This window comes from Nitrospira sp. (genome assembly GCA_029194675.1).
Classification (GTDB): Bacteria; Nitrospirota; Nitrospiria; order Nitrospirales; family Nitrospiraceae; genus Nitrospira_D.
The window spans coordinates 938,159-958,097 of sequence record JARFXP010000001.1 but is presented as its reverse complement, the minus strand read 5'-3'; the positions used below and the strand labels follow the sequence as shown (position 1 = coordinate 958,097).

Genomic DNA, 19,939 nt, shown 5'->3' with positions numbered 1-19,939 from the left:
GTCCTCTTCGTGGGAAGACTGCTGCCCTTCACAAGGAGAGCGCGATGGTCAGAGAGGACAAGATGACGATGAGCGGCAAGGAATTGCGCCGGGTGCATGTGATTCGCCAGGTGGTGGAGAAACGGAGCACACAACGGGAGGCGGGCACGCTGATGGGGCTGATGGATCGTCAGATCCGACGCCTCATGCGGCGGGTGAAGCAGGAGGGCGACCAGGGGTTGCTGCTGGTCTTTGATGCGCCGCAAGCGCGGTTCGATCGCCGGTACGGCACTGGCCAGCCGGCGGTGTGGCTGATCCGACGTGCGTCAGCGGTCGACCTTGTCCGCCGGTTGTCCGAGTTGCGCGGTGAGCGACTCCAGGCACTTGGTCGTCTTGAAGCTGAGGCCAAAGCCCCGAAGACGCCTGGCCAATGCAGCGTCAAGGTTTCCTCCAGCCCCTCCTCCAAGCCGGCTGTAGCCGACCGGTTGATCAGCCATGGTTGCGCTCAGGTTGTTGCCCTGTGCGTCGAACCATTAACAAGTTGTCGAGCCGAGGTTCTCCACGTCGCACGGTTCCTTCACGTCGTGCCTCAGAAAAAGCGTGATCACTTCATCTTTGGCAGGGTCAACTGTCTTCCTTCTACGACGACATAGTCTCTCCCCGGCCACACGAAGTGCCTGCCCTCAGGGACGTGAATCTGAATCCCGGTAAACAGGCCATAATCGCTTCGCATGGGATCCACGGTCAGCCGTATCATCCGCTCCAGTTCCTCGAGGATAACCGCGTACGCGATTCGGGTCAAAGAGACCAAGTCTGGGACGTCACCGTATCGGAGCTTGCCCAACAGATGTCGTTTGAGCACGCTTTGCTCAAGGTCGTCCGGATCGACCGCCAACTGGAGAGACCTGCTCGCCAGTTCCTCCTGGAAGGCTACTAAGGCCCCACAGGCATGGGACGCATTCCGACGGCCTGGACGATGATAGACGCCGAATTCTCCCTGAGCATCGATCGCAATATGCGGCAAAGCGTAATAGACATATCGTTCCCGGTCACCTTCGATCGGGGCATGTCGATGGGCGGCCAGGAATCCGGTCTTGCCCAGGGTGAGCATGCCCCCCAGACTTGAAAACATAAACACCTCTCCCCAGGTGTTCTCGATATCATCCACAAAGGGCATCGTGAGCTCATCACGGCACACACTCGCGAACGCGATGGTGTTGTCCGCCCGAAATCCGTGTTGGTGGAGGGCTTCATAGGATCTGGAGACGAACTGATCCTGTGGCACAGCCTCAGGAAACTCACGGAACAGCGCCGTTTGCCAACTCATCGTGCCTCCCGTTACAGACTGGAATCCAACCGGAGCTGCCCTTTCCCTCTCTATGCTCTCGCGCGATCAGGAGGAGCCCGGCTGACTCGCCTGGTCTACATTCAGCATATCGCGCAGCCGGCCGAGTTGGTCAGTTTCCATAGACTCGGACGGCGGTGGCCAGGATGTGCTCGCGGGCAAACCGGTTCGGCGACTTCTCCAAAGCGTTTCGCAGGACAAAATCCACGGGTCTTCCGATCAATTCCTCCACCTCGCCCGCCGTTTCAAGCAGCTCGTCCGTGGAAACGGAAACTGACTCATCCAACATTACCAGCAGATCAACGTCACTGTCCGGACGCACATCGCCGCGCGCTGCCGAACCAAACACCTCCAGTCGATAGATACGGTGTTTTCGCAAAACGGTTGCAGCCGCCTACGTAGCTCGTCAGGAGAAAGGGCGTGAGCATTCTCTGTCATCATGGCAAAATACCTGGATAGGCCGATCGTTTCAAGCCTGGGAGCGACCTGTCGCCCTTTTGATTGGAGGAGTATGCCGATCTCGCTGAAATTCGTGGTGACTTGTCCGGTAAGGCCAGTCTGCACCGCACTCGAAACAAGTGTAGAGGCGTTCTGCCGCAGGCTCACACCAAGATGGTCGGCTGCATCGGTGACGGACAGGCCCAGGAGGGGCCGGCACCAACTCTTTGAGAATTTCGCCCGGATGGGCGGGGTGGTACATACTGATGGTCTGATCTCTTCAATGATCATCCCCGTCGCGAGCAACAAAGGGGTCGGACCCCTTTGTTGTAACACGTGGTCAGGCCACTCTCGCTTGCGACCCGCTCCAGGAGCCGCTTCGTCTTGACGGGAAGGCTGATGGTGAGTGTGTCCCTCATGCCTGTAAGCTGAGATCGTACAGTTGGGGATGTCAAGCGACGTTGCCCCCTGGAGAACCCTTAGCTTGCATTCATGACCAGACATGACTATCATAGGGCCATGATCAAGGTGCGCATAGCTGATCTGAAGAGCCATCTCAGCGAGTACCTTCGGAAGGCGAGGAGCGGTCGCAGTCTCACCGTACTCGATCGGGATACTCCGATCGCCCGCATTGTCCCGTATGAAGAGAACGGTGCATCACTCAGGGTGAGGTCCCCTATGCCTGGCTCCCCCAAGCCGGCTCGGGTACCGCTACCCCCTCCTCTGCGTCTGCGTGTGGATATTGTGAAACTTCTGCTCCAGGAGCGCCAAGGAGAACGGTGATCGCCTATCTGGACTCCTCTGTCCTTCTCCGAGTCGTCCTCGGGCAGCCAAATACTCTTCCGGAATGGTCAGCCGTCGAAGCGGGGATTGTCTCCGCCTTGGTCGAGGTCGAATGCCTCCGTACACTGGATCGTCTTCGATTGTTACAGGGCCTCAGCGATGACGAGCTCGCCGCGCGACGAGAAGGCATATACCGACTGCTTGATGCTGTAGAGATGATCGACCCCACACGTCCGGTGTTAAGCCGTGCAGCGCAGCCACTTCCCACGGCACTGGGTACGTTGGATGCAATCCATCTGGCGACAGCGATCCTCTGGCGAGAACAGAGACACGCCGGGCTCGTAATGGCTACCCATGATGAAGCGCTGGCCACAGCCGCCAAAGCCAGCGGTTTCCGTGTCGTCGGAATCTGACTCGCACCACTCACATCTGTATTCGCCGCAGATCATCCCCCGTGGGGGTTGGATTCTCCCCTGTCACTTTTGTCGTTTCCAGGGGGAAGGAGGACATGGTATACCGAGCCCGCAAGTGTCGCGGCGATGAAACTTCCCGATTGTCGAGGAGTCTCCTTTGGTTAGACACACAAGGATGGCGCGAGCAAGAAGCCGTCGGCCAGGACACACATCGACCCGGGCGACCATGTATGTGACGGTGGCCGAGCGGGTGCCGCGGACGGAGGATTTGCTCGGCGCGCCGCCGGAGAGTCTCGTGGCGGGATCGGTCGTCTTCTCGCTGTCCGATCATCTATCTTTCGGTACAAGGATTGAGAGGAAAACTGATGGAACAAAGTGATCACGCCCGAGCTTCCGCTGCCTCTGACTTCCCGATCTTCGGAGGCGGGCCCTTGTATCGCCTGCAGCAAAGAACGCGTCTTGTGCGGGAGGACCGGCGCCGGATTGGACTTGCCGCGCTCTATGTGGCACTTATCACATGGGCACCCATGGCGCTCCTTGCCGCGGCACAGGGGTTGGTGATTGGGCCGACACGTCTCGAATCGTTCCTGATCGATTTTTCGGAGCACGCGCGGTTTCTTGTCACTGTGCCGGTCTTGCTGTACGCCGAGCTCATCTGTGGAGCACAACTCCGGACTATTGTACGGCAGTTTGAGGATGCGGGCCTGGTGGTCGAGGAAGCAGGCGAACGGTTCAAGCGACTGGTTCAGGAGACCGTCAGGCTGAGCCACTCAAGTCGTGCGGAAATGGTTCTTCTGGGGCTGGCCTTCATCCACGGGCTGTTTGTTTTCCTCTACCTGCTCAACTATCCGGAACCGACTTGGCGGTTGGTCACAAGAGACGGAGGACACGTCCCCTCCTACGCCGGAGTCTGGTATTTCCTGGTTGCGTTTCCGATCTACTCGTTCCTACTCTTGCGGTGGTTCTGGCGAATCGGCCTGTGGTGGCGATTACTAGGGCAGATCTCGAAGCTGGAGCTGAACCTGTCCCCCGCCCATCGTGACGGCGCCGGCGGGTTGGGGTTTCTCAGCGAGTCGCTCTCGGCATTCGCCGGCTTTGCGTTCGGCGTGACGGCGACTGCCGCAGGTGTGACGGCCGACTTTGTCGTCTACGGAGGCGACTCGCTGCTGAAGTATGAGTGGGAGGTGGGTGGTCTCTTGGTACTACTCGTGTCGGCGATCGCCGGACCGTTGATGTTGTTCGCCCATCGACTGTATGAGGCCAAGGAATCGGCGGTGTTCCAATACGGCGCGCTGGCGAGCCGCCACATTCAGCAAGTCGATCGGAAATGGCTCTCGGGAAAACCGTTCACCGAAGACGTCGGGATCGACTTCCGGGCCGTTGCGCACATGGGAAGCTCCGTCAATGCCGTGCGTCAGATGTCGATTGTTCCGCTGTACAAAGACGATTTGCTGAAACTGCTGATCGTCGCGTTGCTTCCGTTCCTGCCCCTGCTGGCCACGCTGGTGCCGATGGATGAGGTGCTCAAACTGATGCTGAAAATGGTGGTCTAGCAGGCTGCGGAAAAACTCGATTTGTGTACTTCGACAGGTTCAGCACGAACGAAAGACCTCAACAAATTCAATGACCGCTCCGTTCGTCCTGAGGCTCTCGAAGGATGAACGGAGGGTTTTTCCGCAGCCTGCTAAGCATGGAGTCACGCTTTGGGGAGACCTGTCAAGTTTGACGGTGTTCTCGTCTAAGTCTGTACTGTACAATGCGTCTCTGGCTGCTTGGGCCTCGCGCGATGGAAGAAACCGAGCATGAGAATACGTACCACCCTAAGGTCCCCACGGTCATCATCTGAACACTCGGGAGCGATGATGAACCTGGGCTGAGCCATGACCGCTTATCACCCATTTGATCCGCACTTTCACTTGGAGGGAGCGCTATGAACAATCTCAATTCTCACGAGCAACAGCAACAGCAGATGAAGACACATCCCGGTTTCATTGCGGCACTCGATCAAAGCGGGGGCAGCACGCCCAACGCACTGCGTCTCTACGGAATCGAAGAAGGCGCGTGGTCCAACGAAGATGAGATGTTTGACATCGTGCACCGGATGCGCGCGCGCATCATTACCAGTCCCGGCTTTACCGGAGAGCGGATCATTGCCGCCATTTTGTTCGAGAACACCATGGACAGGGAGATTGAGGGACGGCCTACTGCGGACTATCTCTGGAACGTGAAGCGAGTGGTCCCTTTTCTGAAAGTGGACAAAGGGCTTGCTCCTGAGCAGGACGGAGTCCAGTTGATGAAGCCCATGCCTGCACTTGCTGCGCTGCTCGACAACGCCAACACGAACGGGATTTTCGGAACCAAGATGCGGTCGGTCATTAAAGCCGCGAATGGAGCCGGCATCAAGAATATCGTGAGCCAGCAGTTTGAGATCGCCCGGAACATCCTCTCCGCAGGGTTGGTGCCGATCATTGAGCCTGAAGTCGACATTCACTGTCGCGACAAGGCCGAGGCCGAAGCGTTGCTCAAAGAAGCGCTGTTGAAGGAGCTCAACGAATTGTCGAGGAGTCAGGTGGTCATGCTCAAGCTCACGCTCCCGGAGCAGGACGACTTCTATGTTGATTGTATCCGACATCCCAATGTCTTGAGGGTGGTGGCGCTATCGGGCGGTTATACGAGGGAACAAGCCAACGACCGACTGCGCAGGAATCACGGCCTGGTCGCGAGCTTTTCGCGGGCGCTGGTAGAAGGGCTGTCGGCCCAGCAATCCGATGCTGAATTCAACGCCATGCTGGATAAGTTCATTCAGAGCATCTTTGATGCGTCCAATACTTAAGGCAACCAGCGACGGACTGTATCGAGGGCGAGGGGAGCATGTGGTTCTTGCAACAGGCGACGTAGGTGTGAGTGATATCACCCCGAAGTTCCCCTCATTGAGGATAGTTCTGCAAGTCAAAGCCACCACGATAATCACCCAGGGCCGACCGGCGCCATTCGGGAGGCTGATGCTGTTCCTCTTCGGCGTCGCGGTGCTGGCGACCGGTTGCGCCCATTATCCGGTCAACGCGAAATTGGAGAAATACCAGCCGGCCAGAATCACCATGGGGCAGGCGCTGAACGCGCCGACCCGCGCCGACGACCTCTTGATGGTGGTGTCGTTTTCTGGGGGCGGCACGCGCGCCGCCGCGTTGGCCTATGGGGTCTTGGAGGCATTGAACGAGGTGGAACTTCCGCCCCGTCCCGCCTCGCCCGTTGCGGAGGAGAAGGGACGCCGCCTTGTCCAGGAAGTGGATCTCGTCACCGGCGTATCCGGAGGCAGCGTCACCGCAGCCTACTTTTCGCTGCATGGCGACGGAATCTTCAAGGACTTCAGGCAAAACTTTCTCAATCGGAACGTGACGTGGGGTCTGATCTGGCGCCTGCTCAATCCGATCAACCTGTACCGGGTGGCGTCCGCCTTTTACAGCAAGAGTGATCTGGAAGCGGAGTACTTCGACGACCTCTTGTTCCACGGGGCCACGTACAAGGATTTGGACCCGCAGAGAGGACCGGCGCTCATCATTCAGGCGACCGACATTACCGACGGATACTATTTCACCTTCTCGCCCCTCCAGTTCGGAATGATCTGTTCCGACCTCGGCTCGTATCCCCTCTCGCGCGCCACCGCGGCGTCATCTTCCGTGCCGGGCCCGCTTGGCGCCATCACGATTCGGAACTATGCCGGCCAGTGCGGTTTTCAGGATGAATCCTGGATGGCTCCTGCGCTGGCAAATCCAGATTTTACGAGCCGAGCCTACCGGTATGCCCTGCAGTTCAACTCCTACAAGGATTGGAACAACAAGCCGTTCATCCATCTGGTGGACGGGGTGATCAGCGACAATCTCGGACTGCGGGCCTATCTTGATCTGTTCATGACCTATCCGGACGTACCGACCGCGCTGAAGGACCGGGGGCTGGAGCATGTCAAGCGGATCGCCTTCGTCATCGTCAATGCGGAGACGAAGCACTCCACCCGGCGATGGAGCCTGCTGGAAGAAGATCCTGGTCTGACCGATGTGGGCGACGTCGCGCTCACGGCCATGATCAACAACTACACATTCGAATCAACGGCGCTCTTGCGGCGGATGGTCAAGGATTGGTCCGTCTTCCGCCAAACGGAAGTTCCGCACGAAGCTCCCCTCGACTACTACGTGACGGAGGTGAGCTTCCACGCACTGCCGAATGTGGAGGAACGGGCGGGGTTCCTGGATTTGCCGACCAGTTTCAATCTGTCGGATGAACAAGTTGACCGGTTGCGCGATGCCGCCAAGAGAATCCTCTACAACAGTCCTGACTTTCAGCGACTCGTGCGGGACCTCGGAGGAAGCCTACCGGGATCGAAATCCGAACCGGTCCGCTCTCCGTCGCCCTCATCCTAGCCGGTTGGGCCAGGGTTCCAAAAATTGCGATCGGCTCCTGTGTGAGCACCGTCTGGTTGAAGGAGGGGCGGAGCGGCCCCGGCAAGAGCCGGGGCCAGCCGCCTTACTTGACCGCGTAGCCTTTGGCGTCCATGCAGACTTCGAACGCTCGTTGGTATCCGTCCACGCTCGCCTCGTACCGTTTCTCGGCCTGCTGCTGAGCTGCTTCCTGTTGTTTCTCTGCTTGGCGTCGTCTGTGAGCGCCGCCTGCTGCGCCGACTCCGGCGCCGATCGCCGCGCCTTTGCCGGGGTCCCCGGCAATCGCTCCGCCGATGGCGCCTACTGCGGCACCCTTTGCCGCGCCGGAGGCAGCTCCGCCCTGGGGAGGCGGCGTACTCGCCTGCGCAACCGGTTTGGTCGGATCGAACCCCGTTTGTTCCTTGGCCCATTTGTAACAGGAAAAGGTATCCTGCTCCTGTTGGTCCTTGCTTTGATTCTGCTTGGGATAGACAAAGACATCGGCTGCCATTGCAGGGACAGCTCCGGCCATCAAGAAAGTCGCGGCCATGAGCACAACGATCTGTTCAGTCTTCATTGGAGCACCTCCTTGTTCATGTACTCGGTTGCTTGCCGCGTTCCAGCGTTTATTGCAACCGAGGCTTATAGCCAACTCAGCAAGATCTGTCAATGAGGAACCGGAGATAGGGCGTTCACGTCGCTCACGGTCGCTTCGAGCCAGAGACCCGACTCGACTTCTCACGTCAACAACGAAGCAAGGCGCTCCCGCAACCCATCGATCTGCGCGGACAGATCGCTGCGGGTTTCAGACTCGATGCGCGCGAGCAAGGTCTTGTGGAACAGGGAATCGGCCAAGCTCCGACGGGGATCATCATATTATTTATTGATGTTGGGGGTATATGGGAATGGGCACGTCTCCAGACAGAACGGGTCGAGTCGGACGATACAGTCCCAATGGGCACACCCCTGAGCCGAGGCCGGCAGACTATTTCACCGCGTAGCCCTTACCTTCCATGCAGACTCCGAACGCGCGCTGATACCCTTCCACACTCGCCTCATACTGCTTCGAGGCCTGCTGCTGAGCTGCTGCCTGTTGTTTCTCTGCTTGGTGCCTTCTATGGGGCCCGCCCTGGGGAGGCGGCGCACTCGCCTGCGCAGCCGGTTTGGTCGGATCGAACCCCGTTCGTTCCTTGGCCCATTTGTAACAGGAAAAGGTATCCTGCTCCTGTTGGTCCTTGGTTTGATTCTGCTTGGGGTAGACAAGGACATCGGCCGCCATTGCAGGGACAGCTCCGGCCATCAAGAAAGCCACGGCCATCAGCACGACGATCTGTTCAGTCTTCATTAGAGTACCTCCTTGTTTATGTACTCGGTTGCTTGCCGCGTTCCAGCGTTAGTTGCAACCGAGGCTTATAGTCAACTCGACAAGATCTGTCAATGAGGAACTGGAGATAGGGCGTTCACACGTTGGCCGCGCCTCGGCCGTTTTCCGAACGCTGGAAGTACAGGTAGGTTTCCAGCCTCAGAAAATTGACGATGACTGCGATCATAAGGAAGATTACGGCTCGCCCGTGGACGGGCTAGCCGGCTTCTTCGCCGGCTCGACCGAAGCCTGAAGATACATCTGCATGTCGTCAGGGGACCAACCACCGCCCAACGCTTTGTAGAGCTGGACCACCGAGACCAACTGAGTGCGGTGAGTGCGTGCCAACGCGAGTTCCGCGTCGAAGAGACTCCGTTGGGCCGTCAGCACATCGAGATAACTCGCCCGGCCGCCTCGATAGCGGAGATCGGCCAGGTCGAGCGCGGATCGTAACGAGGCGACCTGAGCTTCCTGCGATTTCCCCTGTTCGCGCGACTTTTGCGCGGCAATCAGGGCATCCTCGACCTCTCGGAACGCCGTCACGATGGCCTTTTCATACTGAAGCGACGCCTGTTTGGTCCGCGCTTCGGCGACCTTCACTTGATAGCCGAGCGCGGTGGCGTTGAGAAGCGGTCCTGTGACGGCAGCGGCGGCGTATTGTGTAAACGCAATGCCCGGTGAAATGGAACTCAGTTGCGGGTTCGCGACCCCGAGCGCGCCGGTCAGCGAAACTTGTGGAAACCGCGAAGCCTGCGCGACGCCGATGCCGGCCGTGGCTGCAGCGAGGTCCTGTTCCGCCTGCAGAATGTCGGGTCGGCGCCGGAGCAGGTCGGACGGAAGCCCTGCCGGAATGTCGGGCGGCATCGTCTGTTCATCGAGTGTGTTCCCGCGTGAAATCTGAGCGGGTTTACGTCCTAGTAGGAGGCTGATCTGGTTTTCCTTCTGAACCGACTGCCGCTCCAGGTCTGCGAGTAGCGCAGCGGCATGGGCGTCCTCCGCTTCGAACCGATCCAGATCAAGCTTGGAAATGGCGCCCTGATCCAATTTGAGGCGCGAGATTCTCACGGTCTCATCCCAGGCTTTGAGTGTCCGCTTGGTAATGTCCATCTGCAGATCCAGTTGCCGCAAATCGAGATAGGCCTCGGCCACCGTGCCGACCAGACCAAGAATCACTGCCCGCTGGGCTTCCTGGCGAGCCAGCAGTTGCGCTCTCGTAACCTCAATCGATCGTCGGATCTTCCCCCAGAGGTCCATCTCCCACTTGAGCCCGCCGTGGGCGCTCTCATTGGAGAGCGTCGCCCCAGTTTGATTGGGGACAAAGACCCCCCCGCCTCCGGGCATCGGAATACCGAAGGCATTTCTAGTGGCATTGAACACGAAGGCCTGGCCTCCGTAGCCCACGGAAGGCGCGAGGTCGAATCGGGAGATGACAAGCTGAGCCTGAAATTCCTCGACCGAAGCGGCGGCCGTTCGCACGTCTTGATTTTCCTCCAGCGCCGTGCGGATCAACCGCTGGAGTTCCTGGTCTTTCAACAGTTCCCACCAGGGCAGATTCGCGATGGACTCAGAAGTCGTGGCGGTCATGCGCCAAGCATCGGCGCTGGGCGTTTCCGGGCGGGTGTAATCCGGTCCCATGCGGCAGCCAACGGTGAGTATCGCAAGGGCTGATGCGGCGAGCAGTCGTCTCATCTCAATGCCCTCCTTCCAGGCGCGCAGGTGGTGAAAGCTGCTCTGGTTCGAGCACCGGCGTCTGGTGCCGGCCGTCACCGGAAGAGTTCGGTGCCCCGGATCCCATAGTCCCTGGCCGACGATGGTCACCCCCACCGGAAAGTTTTTCAACGACATAGAAGGTGACCGGAATTAAGAAAATCGCGATCACGCTGGCAGCCAGCATGCCGCCGAAAACCGCAAGACCAAGAAGAACCCGTCCGTGCGCACCGGCTCCGGTAGCGAGCACGAGCGGGACCACGCCGAGAATGAAGGCAAACGCGGTCATCAAAATGGGGCGGAGCCTGACCTTGGCTGCGGCCAGCGCTGCATCGGCCAACGGCTTTCCTCCCTCATGCTCGACCTTCGCAAATTCCACGATGAGGATCGCATTCTTGGCGGCCAGGCCGATCAGCATCACCAACCCGATTTGAGTGAATACGTCGTTCTCGCTCGCCTGAGGGGCAGCCAGTTTGAGGAGCCATAACGCGCTGAAGGCACCGAAGACGGCAACCGGGGTGCCGAGGAGCACACTGAAGGGCAGGGCCCAGCTCTCATATTGCGCGGCAAGAATCAGGAACACGAACAGCAGAGAGAACCCGAAAATGACGCCGGCCGGCACACCTTCCGCCGCGGCCTTTTCCTGGAACGACATTCCCATGTAATCAAACCCCATGCCGGACGGCATCGATCCGGCAAAGACTTCTTCCAATGCCTTCATCACTTGGCCGGAGCTATAGCCTGGCGCAGCCCCCACCAGCAGCTGCGCGGAGCGGTATTCGTTGAACCGAATCGTAAACTCCGGACCGTGGAACCGCTCCATCGTCACGAGCGTGGACAGAGGCACCATGTCGCCGTCGGCATTGCGCACATAGAATTGTCCGACTTGATCCGCTTGTGTGCGGTACTCTCCCTCCGCCTGAACATAGACCTGCCAGACGCGACCGAACCGGTTGAAGAAATTCACCATCACTCCGCCCATGAATGTTTGTAGCGTCTGGTACACGTCGGAGAGGTTGACTCCCTGTTTGAGCACCTTATCGCGGTCCACTCTGGCGAACACCTGAGGAACGTCAGGGATAAAGGTGGTGACGATGCGCCCGATCTCAGGCCGGCTTTTGGCGGCCTCCATGAACTTCTGGGTATTGTCCGCCAGGAAGGCAATATCCTTTCCAGCTCGGTCTTCCAAGACGAACGTGACACCGCCGCTGGTGCCGACACCAGGGATCGCAGGAGGTGGAAAGAGGAATGCTTTGGCTTCTGGGAGTTCGGCGAGGCGTTTGTTGACATTCTGAAAAATCGACGGCAACTGCTCCTCGGGTTTTTTGCGCTCTTCCCAAGGATCGAACGTGACGAAGAAGAAGGCGTTGTAGGTGGTGCTGACCATGCTCAATAGACTGAAGCCGGCGAGGGTCGTCGCATATCTGACACCGGGGGTGTCTTTCAGGATGGCCTCGATTTGTTTACAGACCTGATCGGTTCGTTGGAGCGACGAGGCCTCGGGAAGCTGGACGTTCAAGTACACATAACCCTGGTCTTCCATCGGGAGGAAGCCGGTCGGCAGTTGCGCACCCAGCCAACCGGAGACAACGGTGATTGCCACAAGGAGCAGCATCGAGAAGCCTGCCTTCCGAATGAGCCCACCGCAGACCGTCACGTAACCGTCTGTCGCGCGCCCGAACCATCTGTTGAACCAGCCGAAGAAAAGTCCCAGCGGCCCTCTTGCCGGTTTTCTCGGTCGAAGCAGAAGGGCGGAGAGGGCGGGACTGAGAGTCAGCGCATTGAACGCAGAGATGATGACGGAAAGGGCGATGGTGACGGCAAACTGTTGATATAACCGGCCCGTAATGCCGGGAATAAACGCGGTGGGGACAAAGACTGCCGCCAGGATCAGCGCGATGGCCACCACCGGCCCCGAGACCTGCTCCATCGCCTTGAGACTGGCCTCTTTCGGCGAGAGGCCATGTTCGATGTGGTGCTCGACCGCTTCGACGACCACGATGGCGTCGTCGACGACCAACCCGATGGCGAGCACGAGGCCGAAGAGCGAGAGCGTGTTGATCGAAAAGCCGAGTAATGGGAAGAGCATGAACGTGCCGACCAGCGAGACGGGGACGGCTAGAAGGGGAATGAGAGTGGCCCGCCAGCCCTGGAGGAAGATGTAGACGACGATGATCACCAGAACCAGCGCCTCGAAGAGCGTGTGGACGATCTCGCTGATGCCTTCCCGCACGGCCTGTGTCGTATCGAGCGAGGTCACATAGTCGAGGTCGCCCGGAAAGCGGGACTTCATCTCCTCCATCAATTTTGTCGCGGCGTCCATTGTCTGGATCGCGTTCGATCCAGGAAGTTGGTAGATGGCAATAATCGCCGAGGGCTTCCCGTTCATCCGGCCGATGATGTTGTACATCTGTGCGCCTAATTGAGCCCTGGCCACGTCTTTCAATCGAACCATCGAGCCGTCCTGGTTGGCCCGGATCACAATGTTCCCAAATTCCTCTTCGGTCTCCAGGCGACCCTGGGAGCGAACGCTATAGGTAAACTCCTGTCCCTGCGGCACCGGCTCGGCGCCGATCTGGCCGGCCGGGTTGACGGTGTTCTGAGCCTTAATCGCGTTCGTGATTTCAGTGACCGTGATCCCAAGTTTGGCCAGCTGATCGGGTCGCACCCAGAACCGCATCGCGTATTGGCCTGCTCCGAAGATCGTCACCTGACCGATGCCTGGCACGCGGGTCATAGGATCATTGATGTTCACGTAGGCATAGTTGGCCAGGAAGATTTCGTCGTAGGTGCCGTTCGGGGAGTACAACGAAAATAGCGCGAGGGGACTGGTTGCGGACTTCTTGATCGTGACCCCGAAGTTCCGCACCTCCTGAGGGAGCTGAGATTCAGCCTGCGTATAGCGCATTTGCGTCAGGATCTGATCGTCGTTCGGTCTGGTATTGATGTCGAAATCCACCCGAAGCGTCATTTGTCCGTTGTTCGCATTCACCGAGTACATGTAGATCATGTTGTCCACCCCGCTCACCATCTGCTCGATTGGGGTGGCCACCGACTTTTCGAGGGTGACGGCGTCCGCGCCGACGTAGGTGGCTGCCAGTTGGATTTCCGGAGGGGCGATGTCGGGAAACAGAGCAATCGGGAGCTGGACCATCGCGACGATGCCCAGGATGACCATGATGATCGAGATCACCATCGCGACGATCGGGCGGTTGATGAAGAATTTGGCCATAGAGATGAGGGAATAGAATCAGGGAGTGCCGCGGAGCTGCATCAGGGCGGTCCGGGAATCATGCTGCCTTCTCCATCGGCTCCTGGAACGGTTTGGGGTTGACTGTGATACCGGCTTTCACCTTCTGTAACCCTTCAACGATGACGCGTTCACCCGCCTGCAACCCCTCTTCGATAACCCAGAGGTTTCCCGTTCGTTCCGCCACTCTGACGGGACGGATCTCGACTTTGTTCTCCGGGCCCACGACTGCCAACTGGTAGCGGCCCTGCAACTCGGCGATGGCGCGCTGTGGCACCATGAGCGCACCCTGCTTCATGTGCGTCACGGCACGAATGCGGGCAAAGAATCCTGGGCGAAGAACATTGCCTGGGTTGGGAAACAGGGCCGCGACACGAATCGTCCCGGTCTTCACGTCCACCTGGCGATCGGCCAGCAGAAAATTGCCCCGATGGGGGTAAACCGAGCCGTCGCTGAGGATCATTTCAAGCTTGTCGTTCCGCTGCCTGTTCGGGTCTTTGTAGGCTGCTTGTACTTTCTCGGCGGCCTTGAGGTATTCCTGTTCACTGACCGGGAAGTACACGCGGATCGGATCGACGGTCGAGATCGATGTGAGAGGACCAGTGTTCGGGCCGACCAGGTCCCCGATCTGGGCCTTGGCAATCCCCGTGATACCGTCGATCGGCGCTTCAATTCTCGTGAAGGTCAAGTTCAACTGCTCCTGTTCGACCGCCGCCTTGGCTGAAGCCAGCGCGCCCTTGGCCGCGGCGTTCATCTGGATCGAATCCTCCAGGTCCTTCTGACTGATCGCTTTGGCCAAGGCGAGAGGGGTGTCACGTTTTACGTCCAGTTCGGTCTTCACGAGGCGGGCTTCTGCTTTGCTGAGTTCGCCCTTGGCTTGCGCGAGGGCCGCTTGAAACGGACGAGGATCGATTTCGAATAACAGATCGCCCTTCCTGACGAAGGAACCTTCGTCGAAGGTACGTTTGATGAGATAGCCGCTGACTCTCGCCTGTATTGTGGCGTTGACGAAGCCATCGGTGGTACCTACCCACTCCGCATGAATAGGCAGATCTCGCTGAAGTACCTCCGTCACCTGGACTTCCGGTACTGTTTCCGATGCGGTCGAACCAGCCTCATTCTTGCAGCCGGCTGACACCGGTATCAGGGCCAGTCCGAACAGCACGAACAGAAACCTCCGGGAGGTCTCATTCACAGTTCCCAACTATGACTCCTTGGTGAGAATGGGACAACGTTAGGCGGCCCAGTATAGACGTGTGGAACTCAAAGAATAAAGAGAGAACCTCAGCTCTTAGGAAAGCGGACACAGACTGTGCCTTGAAAGTTTGTTTGCCGCAGAGTACAGTCCGGGCTGCTGCCCCTTGGAACCTCGGATCGTGGGTCTGATGTCGATCGCGTTTCCGTCAATCCTGCCGCAACCGAACGACTCCGATCCATGGATGAATCAGACGCCGGACCGGATCAACTATGAGGACAACCGTTCGATGAGCGTCCCTGCAGGCGGGCGACTCAGATCCATGACGGTGCTGGGCCTCTTCCTGTTGTCGATGGGGATGGGGCCGGTGGTAGCCCTTGGCGAAGGCACTGCCGACGATCCTCACAAGGAACCCCCCGCGAATCCGGTGGACGAGCCTCCTGCCGTTGAAAGCGAGCCGGAGGCCCCTGCGTCAGGTTCGGGGAAAGAACCGAGACGGCGGCTGTTGAAACGAATCGGGCCACAGCCCGTGACGCAGGAGGAACGGGAAGAGGCCGAGCGGCTCCGCCAAGTCGCGGCGAAATACGGAACGGATCCCACGGCGATCGTCGGGCGGGTGCAACTGACCAGCCAATACCTCGATCTGCCACAGGGTGCGCAGGGGACCGTGACGACGGCGCGCGTCGATGTGCCGTTTCGCGGCAACTGGCTGATGCGGGTTGATACGCCGTTTCTGAAATGGAGCGACCCTGATCGCCCTGGTATACCCAGCGAGCAAGGGCTCAGCGATCTCGCCGTGACCGCCGGGTGGCGCGCCTATAACACGCCGGAATATGCCTTGCTCGTCGGCATGGTGACGACCCTGCCGACCGCCGCCGAACCCGGCTTGGGGCTCGGCAAGTATACGATCGGCCCTACCGTTGCCACGGCCCGGTTTGTTCCACGATGGGATTCGTTCCTGATTGGCTTGTTGCAATATCAAACATCCGTTGGCGGAGATCCGTCCCGAAGGGATCTCTCGCGGTTCAATGCGGCCATCCAAGTGAATTCCTTCTGGGGCCGGCGGTGGTGGACCATTGTTAACGCGGTATGGAACGTCGACTTCGAGCGAAGCGGGAAGAGCGCCATGACGATGGAGTTTGAGGGCGGTCGGAATTTAGTCGGCCGGTTCGGCGCGTACGTCCGTCCCGGAGTGGGCATCTGGGGACGTGATGTCGCCGGGGCCTACGACTGGAACATCGAAGTAGGTATTCGCTACATGTTCGCGAGTTTCTGACAGGAGCTCGTGTAAGGCTCTTTGCGTGGATTGCTCCAGGCCGACAACTGGTCTTTTGCAGCGGACCGGATGAGTGGGACCTTCATGACTCCACTGCAATTGCTCGTAAAAATCACCGTCGTCGTCTTTGTTGTGTCGAGCATGGTCTCGATCGGTCTTGCGGCGCGGGGCACCGAGATCATTGCGCCGTTCCGGCGCCCCCTGTGGGTTCTCCGTGCCCTGACCGCCAACTTCGTGCTGGCGTCTGCGGTGGCCCTGGCGATCGCCGGGGCGCTGCCGTTGGATCCGGGGTATGAGCTGGGGTTGCTCTTGCTTGGTTTCTCCGCGGGCTCGCCGCTGTTGCCCAAGCTTGCCGAAGCGGGCCGGAGCGACGTGGCAAGCGCGGCCGCTCTGATGGTCTTACTGATGGGTGCCAGCGTCGTGGTCATGCCGGTGGCGCTGCCGTTGTTCGCCACGGGCCTGCAGGTGCAGCCGGGACGGATCGCAATGCCGCTGGTCGTGCTGATGCTCGCGCCGCTTTTGCTCGGCATGGCCTGGCAGCGTGTGGCACAGCAGACCGGCGCCAAGCTGCTGCCCTGGATCACCAAGACGTCCAATATCGCCTTTGTTGCGGTGGTGCTGCTCGTCTGCAGCACGAACTTCACTGCGCTGGCCGGGGTTTTTGGAAGCGGTGCGATCGGTGCGGCGATCCTGTTTGTGGTGCTGCTGTTCGCCGGTGCGTGGGTGCTTGCTGAGCCTGATCCGGCTGGGCGCCGCCTGTTGGGCTATGCGACTGGCGGCCGCAATATCGGTGCGGCGCTTGTCACTGCGGGGGCGAGTGCCGTCGATCCCAAGGCGGTCGTCATGCTGATCGTGACGGGAATGGTCGGACTGGTCCTGCTGCTTACCGCAGGAGTCCGGGCTCGTCGCACAGAGAGCCCAATCTCCCTCCAGCCTCCGCGGAGGGCTTCCCGTGAGCTGTGACCATTCCGTCGTCCGGAGGGGCTGATTTCGACGACGTTGTCATGAAGGCTGTGGTGTGGTGTCGGCTCTCGCCGATCGATCGGAAGTCCAGGGGCTGGGGGATGAGAGAGGTTATTTGAGAGCTTCGGCGCCGCCGACGATGTCCATGAGCTCCTTCGTGATCGCCGCCTGCCTGGTCTTGTTGTAGTAGATCGTGAGCTTCTTGATCAGTTCGCCGGCGTTCCGCGTGGCGCCGTCCATCGCTGTCATGCGGGCGCCCTGTTCCGCTGCAGACGATTCCAGCAGCATCCGGTAAAGCTGGACGTGCAGGTGGCGGTGCAGGAGTTGTTCGAGTAATTCGTCCTCGCTCGGTTCGTACAGGTAGCCCCCCGCCAGTGACTCAGTCGTCTGAGCAGCGTCCTTCATATCGGCAATCTCCACGACCCAGTCGATCGGAAGGAGACGCTCCACGACCACCCGTTGCTGGATGGCGGACTTGAACTCGTTATAGATCGCGTACGCCGCATCGATTCGACCTGCCACATAATCGTCGATGGCCTGGAGCTCTGATCCCATCAGCATGCCGTGCTCGAACGTCAGTTTGTCGAAGACGTCCACCAGCTCCCGACGCACCTTCCAGCTACGCCTTCGAAAAAAGTCACGACCTTTGCGGCCCACCACCGCCACCTCGACCTGCGCGCCTCCGGACTCGAATTCTTTCAAGGCGGCGGCTGCCGTACGGAGGATGTTCGCATTGAACGCGCCGCACAGTCCCCGGTCGCTTGTGATGACTGCAACCACGATGCGGTTTCCCTCGCGTCTCCGGAGCAAGGGATGCGCTTCACGATTGACGCGCCGGCTGAGGTTGCGGATCGCATCCCGCATCTTGAAGGCGTAGGGCCGAGCGGCCAGAATGCGGTCCTGCGTGCGTTTCAGCTTCGCCGCCGCGACCATTTTCATCGCTTTCGTGATTTTCTGAGTTTTCTTGACGGAGTCGATTTTCCGCCTGACGGATTGAAGGCTGGGCATGTCGGCTATACCTGACGGTTGTTGATTAAAGCGAAGTCGTTATCGCACTCACTGTCAATGGGAAGCAGAAGCTACCATCAGCAGTCGAGGCACGTCAAGTTTGGCGGATTCTGTGATTCGCATACGATGCTTTGAGAAGAGGGAGCCGTCGTTCGATCTGTATTTCTGTATTGATGACACTTCTATTGCCCCCTGTGCTCTGGACTAAGGAATTCATCGTGAATTTATCGTTGCGAAAAAATTTGCCATTGTAAAGCTATGGAGCGCTGGATATTCTGAACGCATCGCCATTTTCTTGCCAGACCAATCGGCCAGAAAATAATTACCTTCTCCTACGGCCGTGCCCTTCAGGACGAGGGCTGCGTGCGTGGCATGGCAAGACGAATCAGATGAAGGCCGGTTAGCAGGCGTTCTGCCACCCGGCCCAATGTAATGGCGCTGCGGCTCTTGGGAAATACAGTGATGCACCGGGAGGCAAGGGGACAGCAGTGGCGGCAAGTGCAGGCGTGACGGAGGGGCATGATGATTAACGAATCAGGACTCCTGCTGTGAGCGCGCAGTGGTGACATGCAGGTTTTGGTGATCAACAGCGGTAGTTCGTCGATCAAATTTCGGCTTGTCGATGTGGTTGAGGAGCCGAAGGGACTGTTGACCGCTCGACCGGCGTTGCTCCAGGGCGCTGTGAAGGGGATTGGGAGCGTCGCAAGCATTGAGCTCATGGGCCGGACCGTCGGCCGTTCGACGAGGACTTTGGAAATCCTGGACCATGCGCATGCGTTGCATATTCTGCTCGATCAACTGGTCGGCTCTCTGGATAAGATCGAAGCGGTCGGGCATCGGGTCGTGCACGGAGGGGATCAGTATGTGAAGTCCACATTGATTACCACGCAGGTGGAGGCCGGAATCGATGCGCTGTCGGAGTTGGCGCCGCTGCACAATCCCTCGTGCCTCGCGGGGATTCGTGGAGCCAGAGCGGCGTTCGGCCCGGCGCTGCCGATGGTGGCCGTGTTCGATACGGCTTTTCACCAGACCCTGCCCGCAGTCGCCAAACAGTATGCGCTTCCTGTTGAGTTGGCCGAGCGGCACCGGATTCGCCGGTACGGTTTCCACGGGATTGCGCACGCCTCGCTCGCGGCCGGGTATGCGGCCTACACGGGTCATCCATCGGAGGAAATGCGTCTGATCACTCTGCAGTTGGGAAATGGTTGCTCCGTCACCGCGATCGCACAAGGCCGGTCGGTCGAAACCTCGATGGGGTTCACCCCGCTGGAGGGGTTGGTGATGGGGACACGCTCGGGCGATGTGGATGCCTCTATTGTCGGCTACCTGTCCGATCGGGAGAAAGTTGAAGTGGCTGAAATTGAGCGGTGGCTCAATGAGCGGTCAGGCCTTCTAGGCCTTTCAGGTCGGTCCAACGACATGCGGGAGCTGCTCCGCTCGGCCGAGCAGGAGCAGGACAAACGGGCGGAGTTCGCCATTGATCTATTCTGCTATCGGGCACGGAAGTATCTCGGCGCCTACCTTGCCGTGTTAGGCGGCGCGGATGCCGTCGTTTTCGGGGGCGGGATCGGGGAAAACGCGCCGGAGATTCGTGAGAGGATTTGCCGGAACATGGAATGGTGCGGTCTGGAACTCAGCCGTGACCTCAATCGAGCGGTGGTCGGACTCGCCCCGGGTCGCGCAGCACGGATTAGTGCGCATGGATCGCGGGTGGCGGCTTACGTTGTCGCGGCGGATGAAGAAACATGGATTGCCAGGGAGACGGTTCGGTGCGTGCTAGATTCATGAGTCAAGAAAGCCTCCTCTA

At 59.2% G+C, this 19,939-nt stretch carries 16 protein-coding genes; 8 read left to right on the top strand and 8 right to left on the bottom strand.

The window, feature by feature from the left end:
- Positions 1–44 precede the first annotated feature (44 nt).
- A complete protein-coding gene (locus P0120_04495) occupies positions 45–632 on the top strand; it encodes a hypothetical protein (GenBank protein ID MDF0673587.1) in 588 nt (195 codons plus the stop codon).
- On the opposite strand, the gene P0120_04490 is transcribed toward P0120_04495, so the two are convergent.
- Both P0120_04490 and P0120_04485 read right to left on the bottom strand, forming a co-directional pair.
- Positions 584–1,306 (bottom strand): hypothetical protein, encoded by a 723-nt coding sequence (locus P0120_04490; GenBank protein MDF0673586.1) that lies wholly within the window; start codon positions 1,304–1,306, stop codon positions 584–586. The two genes, P0120_04495 and P0120_04490, sit on opposite strands and share 49 nt — an antisense overlap.
- Before the next feature lie 130 nt (positions 1,307–1,436).
- Positions 1,437–1,703, bottom strand: coding sequence for a nucleotidyltransferase domain-containing protein (locus tag P0120_04485; protein MDF0673585.1), 267 nt, complete (start codon positions 1,701–1,703; stop codon positions 1,437–1,439).
- Positions 1,704–2,541: 838 nt separating this feature from the next.
- Here P0120_04485 and P0120_04480 point away from each other — a divergent pair.
- The 4 genes from P0120_04480 to P0120_04465 all read left to right on the top strand — a co-directional run bounded on the left by P0120_04480 (position 2,542) and on the right by P0120_04465 (position 7,373).
- A complete protein-coding gene (locus P0120_04480) occupies positions 2,542–2,958 on the top strand; it encodes a PIN domain-containing protein (GenBank protein ID MDF0673584.1) in 417 nt (138 codons plus the stop codon).
- 365 nt (positions 2,959–3,323) lie between these two features.
- Positions 3,324–4,511 (top strand): hypothetical protein, encoded by a 1,188-nt coding sequence (locus tag P0120_04475; GenBank protein MDF0673583.1) that lies wholly within the window; start codon positions 3,324–3,326, stop codon positions 4,509–4,511.
- Positions 4,512–4,888: 377 nt separating this feature from the next.
- Positions 4,889–5,791: a fructose bisphosphate aldolase gene (locus P0120_04470; GenBank protein ID MDF0673582.1), complete on the top strand. Its 903-nt coding sequence runs from the start codon at positions 4,889–4,891 to the stop codon at positions 5,789–5,791.
- The gene (locus P0120_04465) at positions 5,775–7,373 is read left to right on the top strand and encodes a patatin-like phospholipase family protein (protein MDF0673581.1); all 1,599 of its coding nucleotides are present in this window, start codon (positions 5,775–5,777) and stop codon (positions 7,371–7,373) included. The genes P0120_04470 and P0120_04465 overlap by 17 nt, the downstream gene beginning before the upstream one ends.
- 103 nt (positions 7,374–7,476) lie before the next feature.
- Here the strand turns inward: P0120_04465 and P0120_04460 are convergent, their stop codons facing one another.
- From P0120_04460 to P0120_04440, 5 genes are all read right to left on the bottom strand, one after another.
- Positions 7,477–7,947, bottom strand: a complete 471-nt coding sequence (locus tag P0120_04460; GenBank protein ID MDF0673580.1) for a YMGG-like glycine zipper-containing protein — start codon at positions 7,945–7,947, stop codon at positions 7,477–7,479.
- Between the two features lie 408 nt (positions 7,948–8,355).
- Positions 8,356–8,715, bottom strand: coding sequence for a hypothetical protein (locus tag P0120_04455; protein MDF0673579.1), 360 nt, complete (start codon positions 8,713–8,715; stop codon positions 8,356–8,358).
- Between the two features lie 213 nt (positions 8,716–8,928).
- A complete protein-coding gene (locus P0120_04450; GenBank protein ID MDF0673578.1) occupies positions 8,929–10,422 on the bottom strand; it encodes an efflux transporter outer membrane subunit in 1,494 nt (497 codons plus the stop codon).
- A gap of 1 nt (position 10,423) precedes the next feature.
- Positions 10,424–13,672: a multidrug efflux RND transporter permease subunit gene (locus P0120_04445; GenBank protein ID MDF0673577.1), complete on the bottom strand. Its 3,249-nt coding sequence runs from the start codon at positions 13,670–13,672 to the stop codon at positions 10,424–10,426.
- Positions 13,673–13,730: 58 nt separating this feature from the next.
- Entirely contained in the window at positions 13,731–14,885 is a 1,155-nt protein-coding gene (locus P0120_04440) for an efflux RND transporter periplasmic adaptor subunit (GenBank protein ID MDF0673576.1), read from the bottom strand.
- A 190-nt stretch (positions 14,886–15,075) separates the two neighbouring features.
- On the opposite strand from P0120_04440, the gene P0120_04435 reads away from it, so the two are divergent.
- Both P0120_04435 and P0120_04430 read left to right on the top strand, forming a co-directional pair.
- Positions 15,076–16,161: a hypothetical protein gene (locus P0120_04435; protein ID MDF0673575.1), complete on the top strand. Its 1,086-nt coding sequence runs from the start codon at positions 15,076–15,078 to the stop codon at positions 16,159–16,161.
- Between the two features lie 84 nt (positions 16,162–16,245).
- A complete protein-coding gene (locus P0120_04430; GenBank protein ID MDF0673574.1) occupies positions 16,246–17,124 on the top strand; it encodes a hypothetical protein in 879 nt (292 codons plus the stop codon).
- A 111-nt stretch (positions 17,125–17,235) separates the two neighbouring features.
- On the opposite strand, the gene atpG is transcribed toward P0120_04430, so the two are convergent.
- The gene (gene atpG, locus P0120_04425; GenBank protein ID MDF0673573.1) at positions 17,236–18,132 is read right to left on the bottom strand and encodes an ATP synthase F1 subunit gamma; all 897 of its coding nucleotides are present in this window, start codon (positions 18,130–18,132) and stop codon (positions 17,236–17,238) included.
- Positions 18,133–18,699: 567 nt separating this feature from the next.
- On the opposite strand from atpG, the gene P0120_04420 reads away from it, so the two are divergent.
- Positions 18,700–19,920, top strand: a complete 1,221-nt coding sequence (locus tag P0120_04420; protein ID MDF0673572.1) for an acetate kinase — start codon at positions 18,700–18,702, stop codon at positions 19,918–19,920.
- Positions 19,921–19,939: the final 19 nt, after the last annotated feature.

What these genes read in the sequence shown, in the direction of transcription:
- atpG (MDF0673573.1), bottom strand. Translation starts at nt 18,132, where the DNA reads ATGCCCAGCCTTCAATCCGTCAGGCGGAAAATCGACTCCGTCAAGAAA.
- P0120_04465 (MDF0673581.1), top strand. Translation starts at nt 5,775, where the DNA reads ATGCGTCCAATACTTAAGGCAACCAGCGACGGACTGTATCGAGGGCGA.
- P0120_04450 (MDF0673578.1), bottom strand. Translation starts at nt 10,422, where the DNA reads ATGAGACGACTGCTCGCCGCATCAGCCCTTGCGATACTCACCGTTGGC.
- P0120_04470 (MDF0673582.1), top strand. Translation starts at nt 4,889, where the DNA reads ATGAACAATCTCAATTCTCACGAGCAACAGCAACAGCAGATGAAGACA.
- P0120_04430 (MDF0673574.1), top strand. Translation starts at nt 16,246, where the DNA reads ATGACTCCACTGCAATTGCTCGTAAAAATCACCGTCGTCGTCTTTGTT.
- P0120_04475 (MDF0673583.1), top strand. Translation starts at nt 3,324, where the DNA reads ATGGAACAAAGTGATCACGCCCGAGCTTCCGCTGCCTCTGACTTCCCG.
- P0120_04455 (MDF0673579.1), bottom strand. Translation starts at nt 8,715, where the DNA reads ATGAAGACTGAACAGATCGTCGTGCTGATGGCCGTGGCTTTCTTGATG.
- P0120_04420 (MDF0673572.1), top strand. Translation starts at nt 18,700, where the DNA reads ATGCAGGTTTTGGTGATCAACAGCGGTAGTTCGTCGATCAAATTTCGG.
- P0120_04495 (MDF0673587.1), top strand. Translation starts at nt 45, where the DNA reads ATGGTCAGAGAGGACAAGATGACGATGAGCGGCAAGGAATTGCGCCGG.
- P0120_04435 (MDF0673575.1), top strand. Translation starts at nt 15,076, where the DNA reads ATGTCGATCGCGTTTCCGTCAATCCTGCCGCAACCGAACGACTCCGAT.
- P0120_04490 (MDF0673586.1), bottom strand. Translation starts at nt 1,306, where the DNA reads ATGAGTTGGCAAACGGCGCTGTTCCGTGAGTTTCCTGAGGCTGTGCCA.
- P0120_04460 (MDF0673580.1), bottom strand. Translation starts at nt 7,947, where the DNA reads ATGAAGACTGAACAGATCGTTGTGCTCATGGCCGCGACTTTCTTGATG.
- P0120_04445 (MDF0673577.1), bottom strand. Translation starts at nt 13,672, where the DNA reads ATGGCCAAATTCTTCATCAACCGCCCGATCGTCGCGATGGTGATCTCG.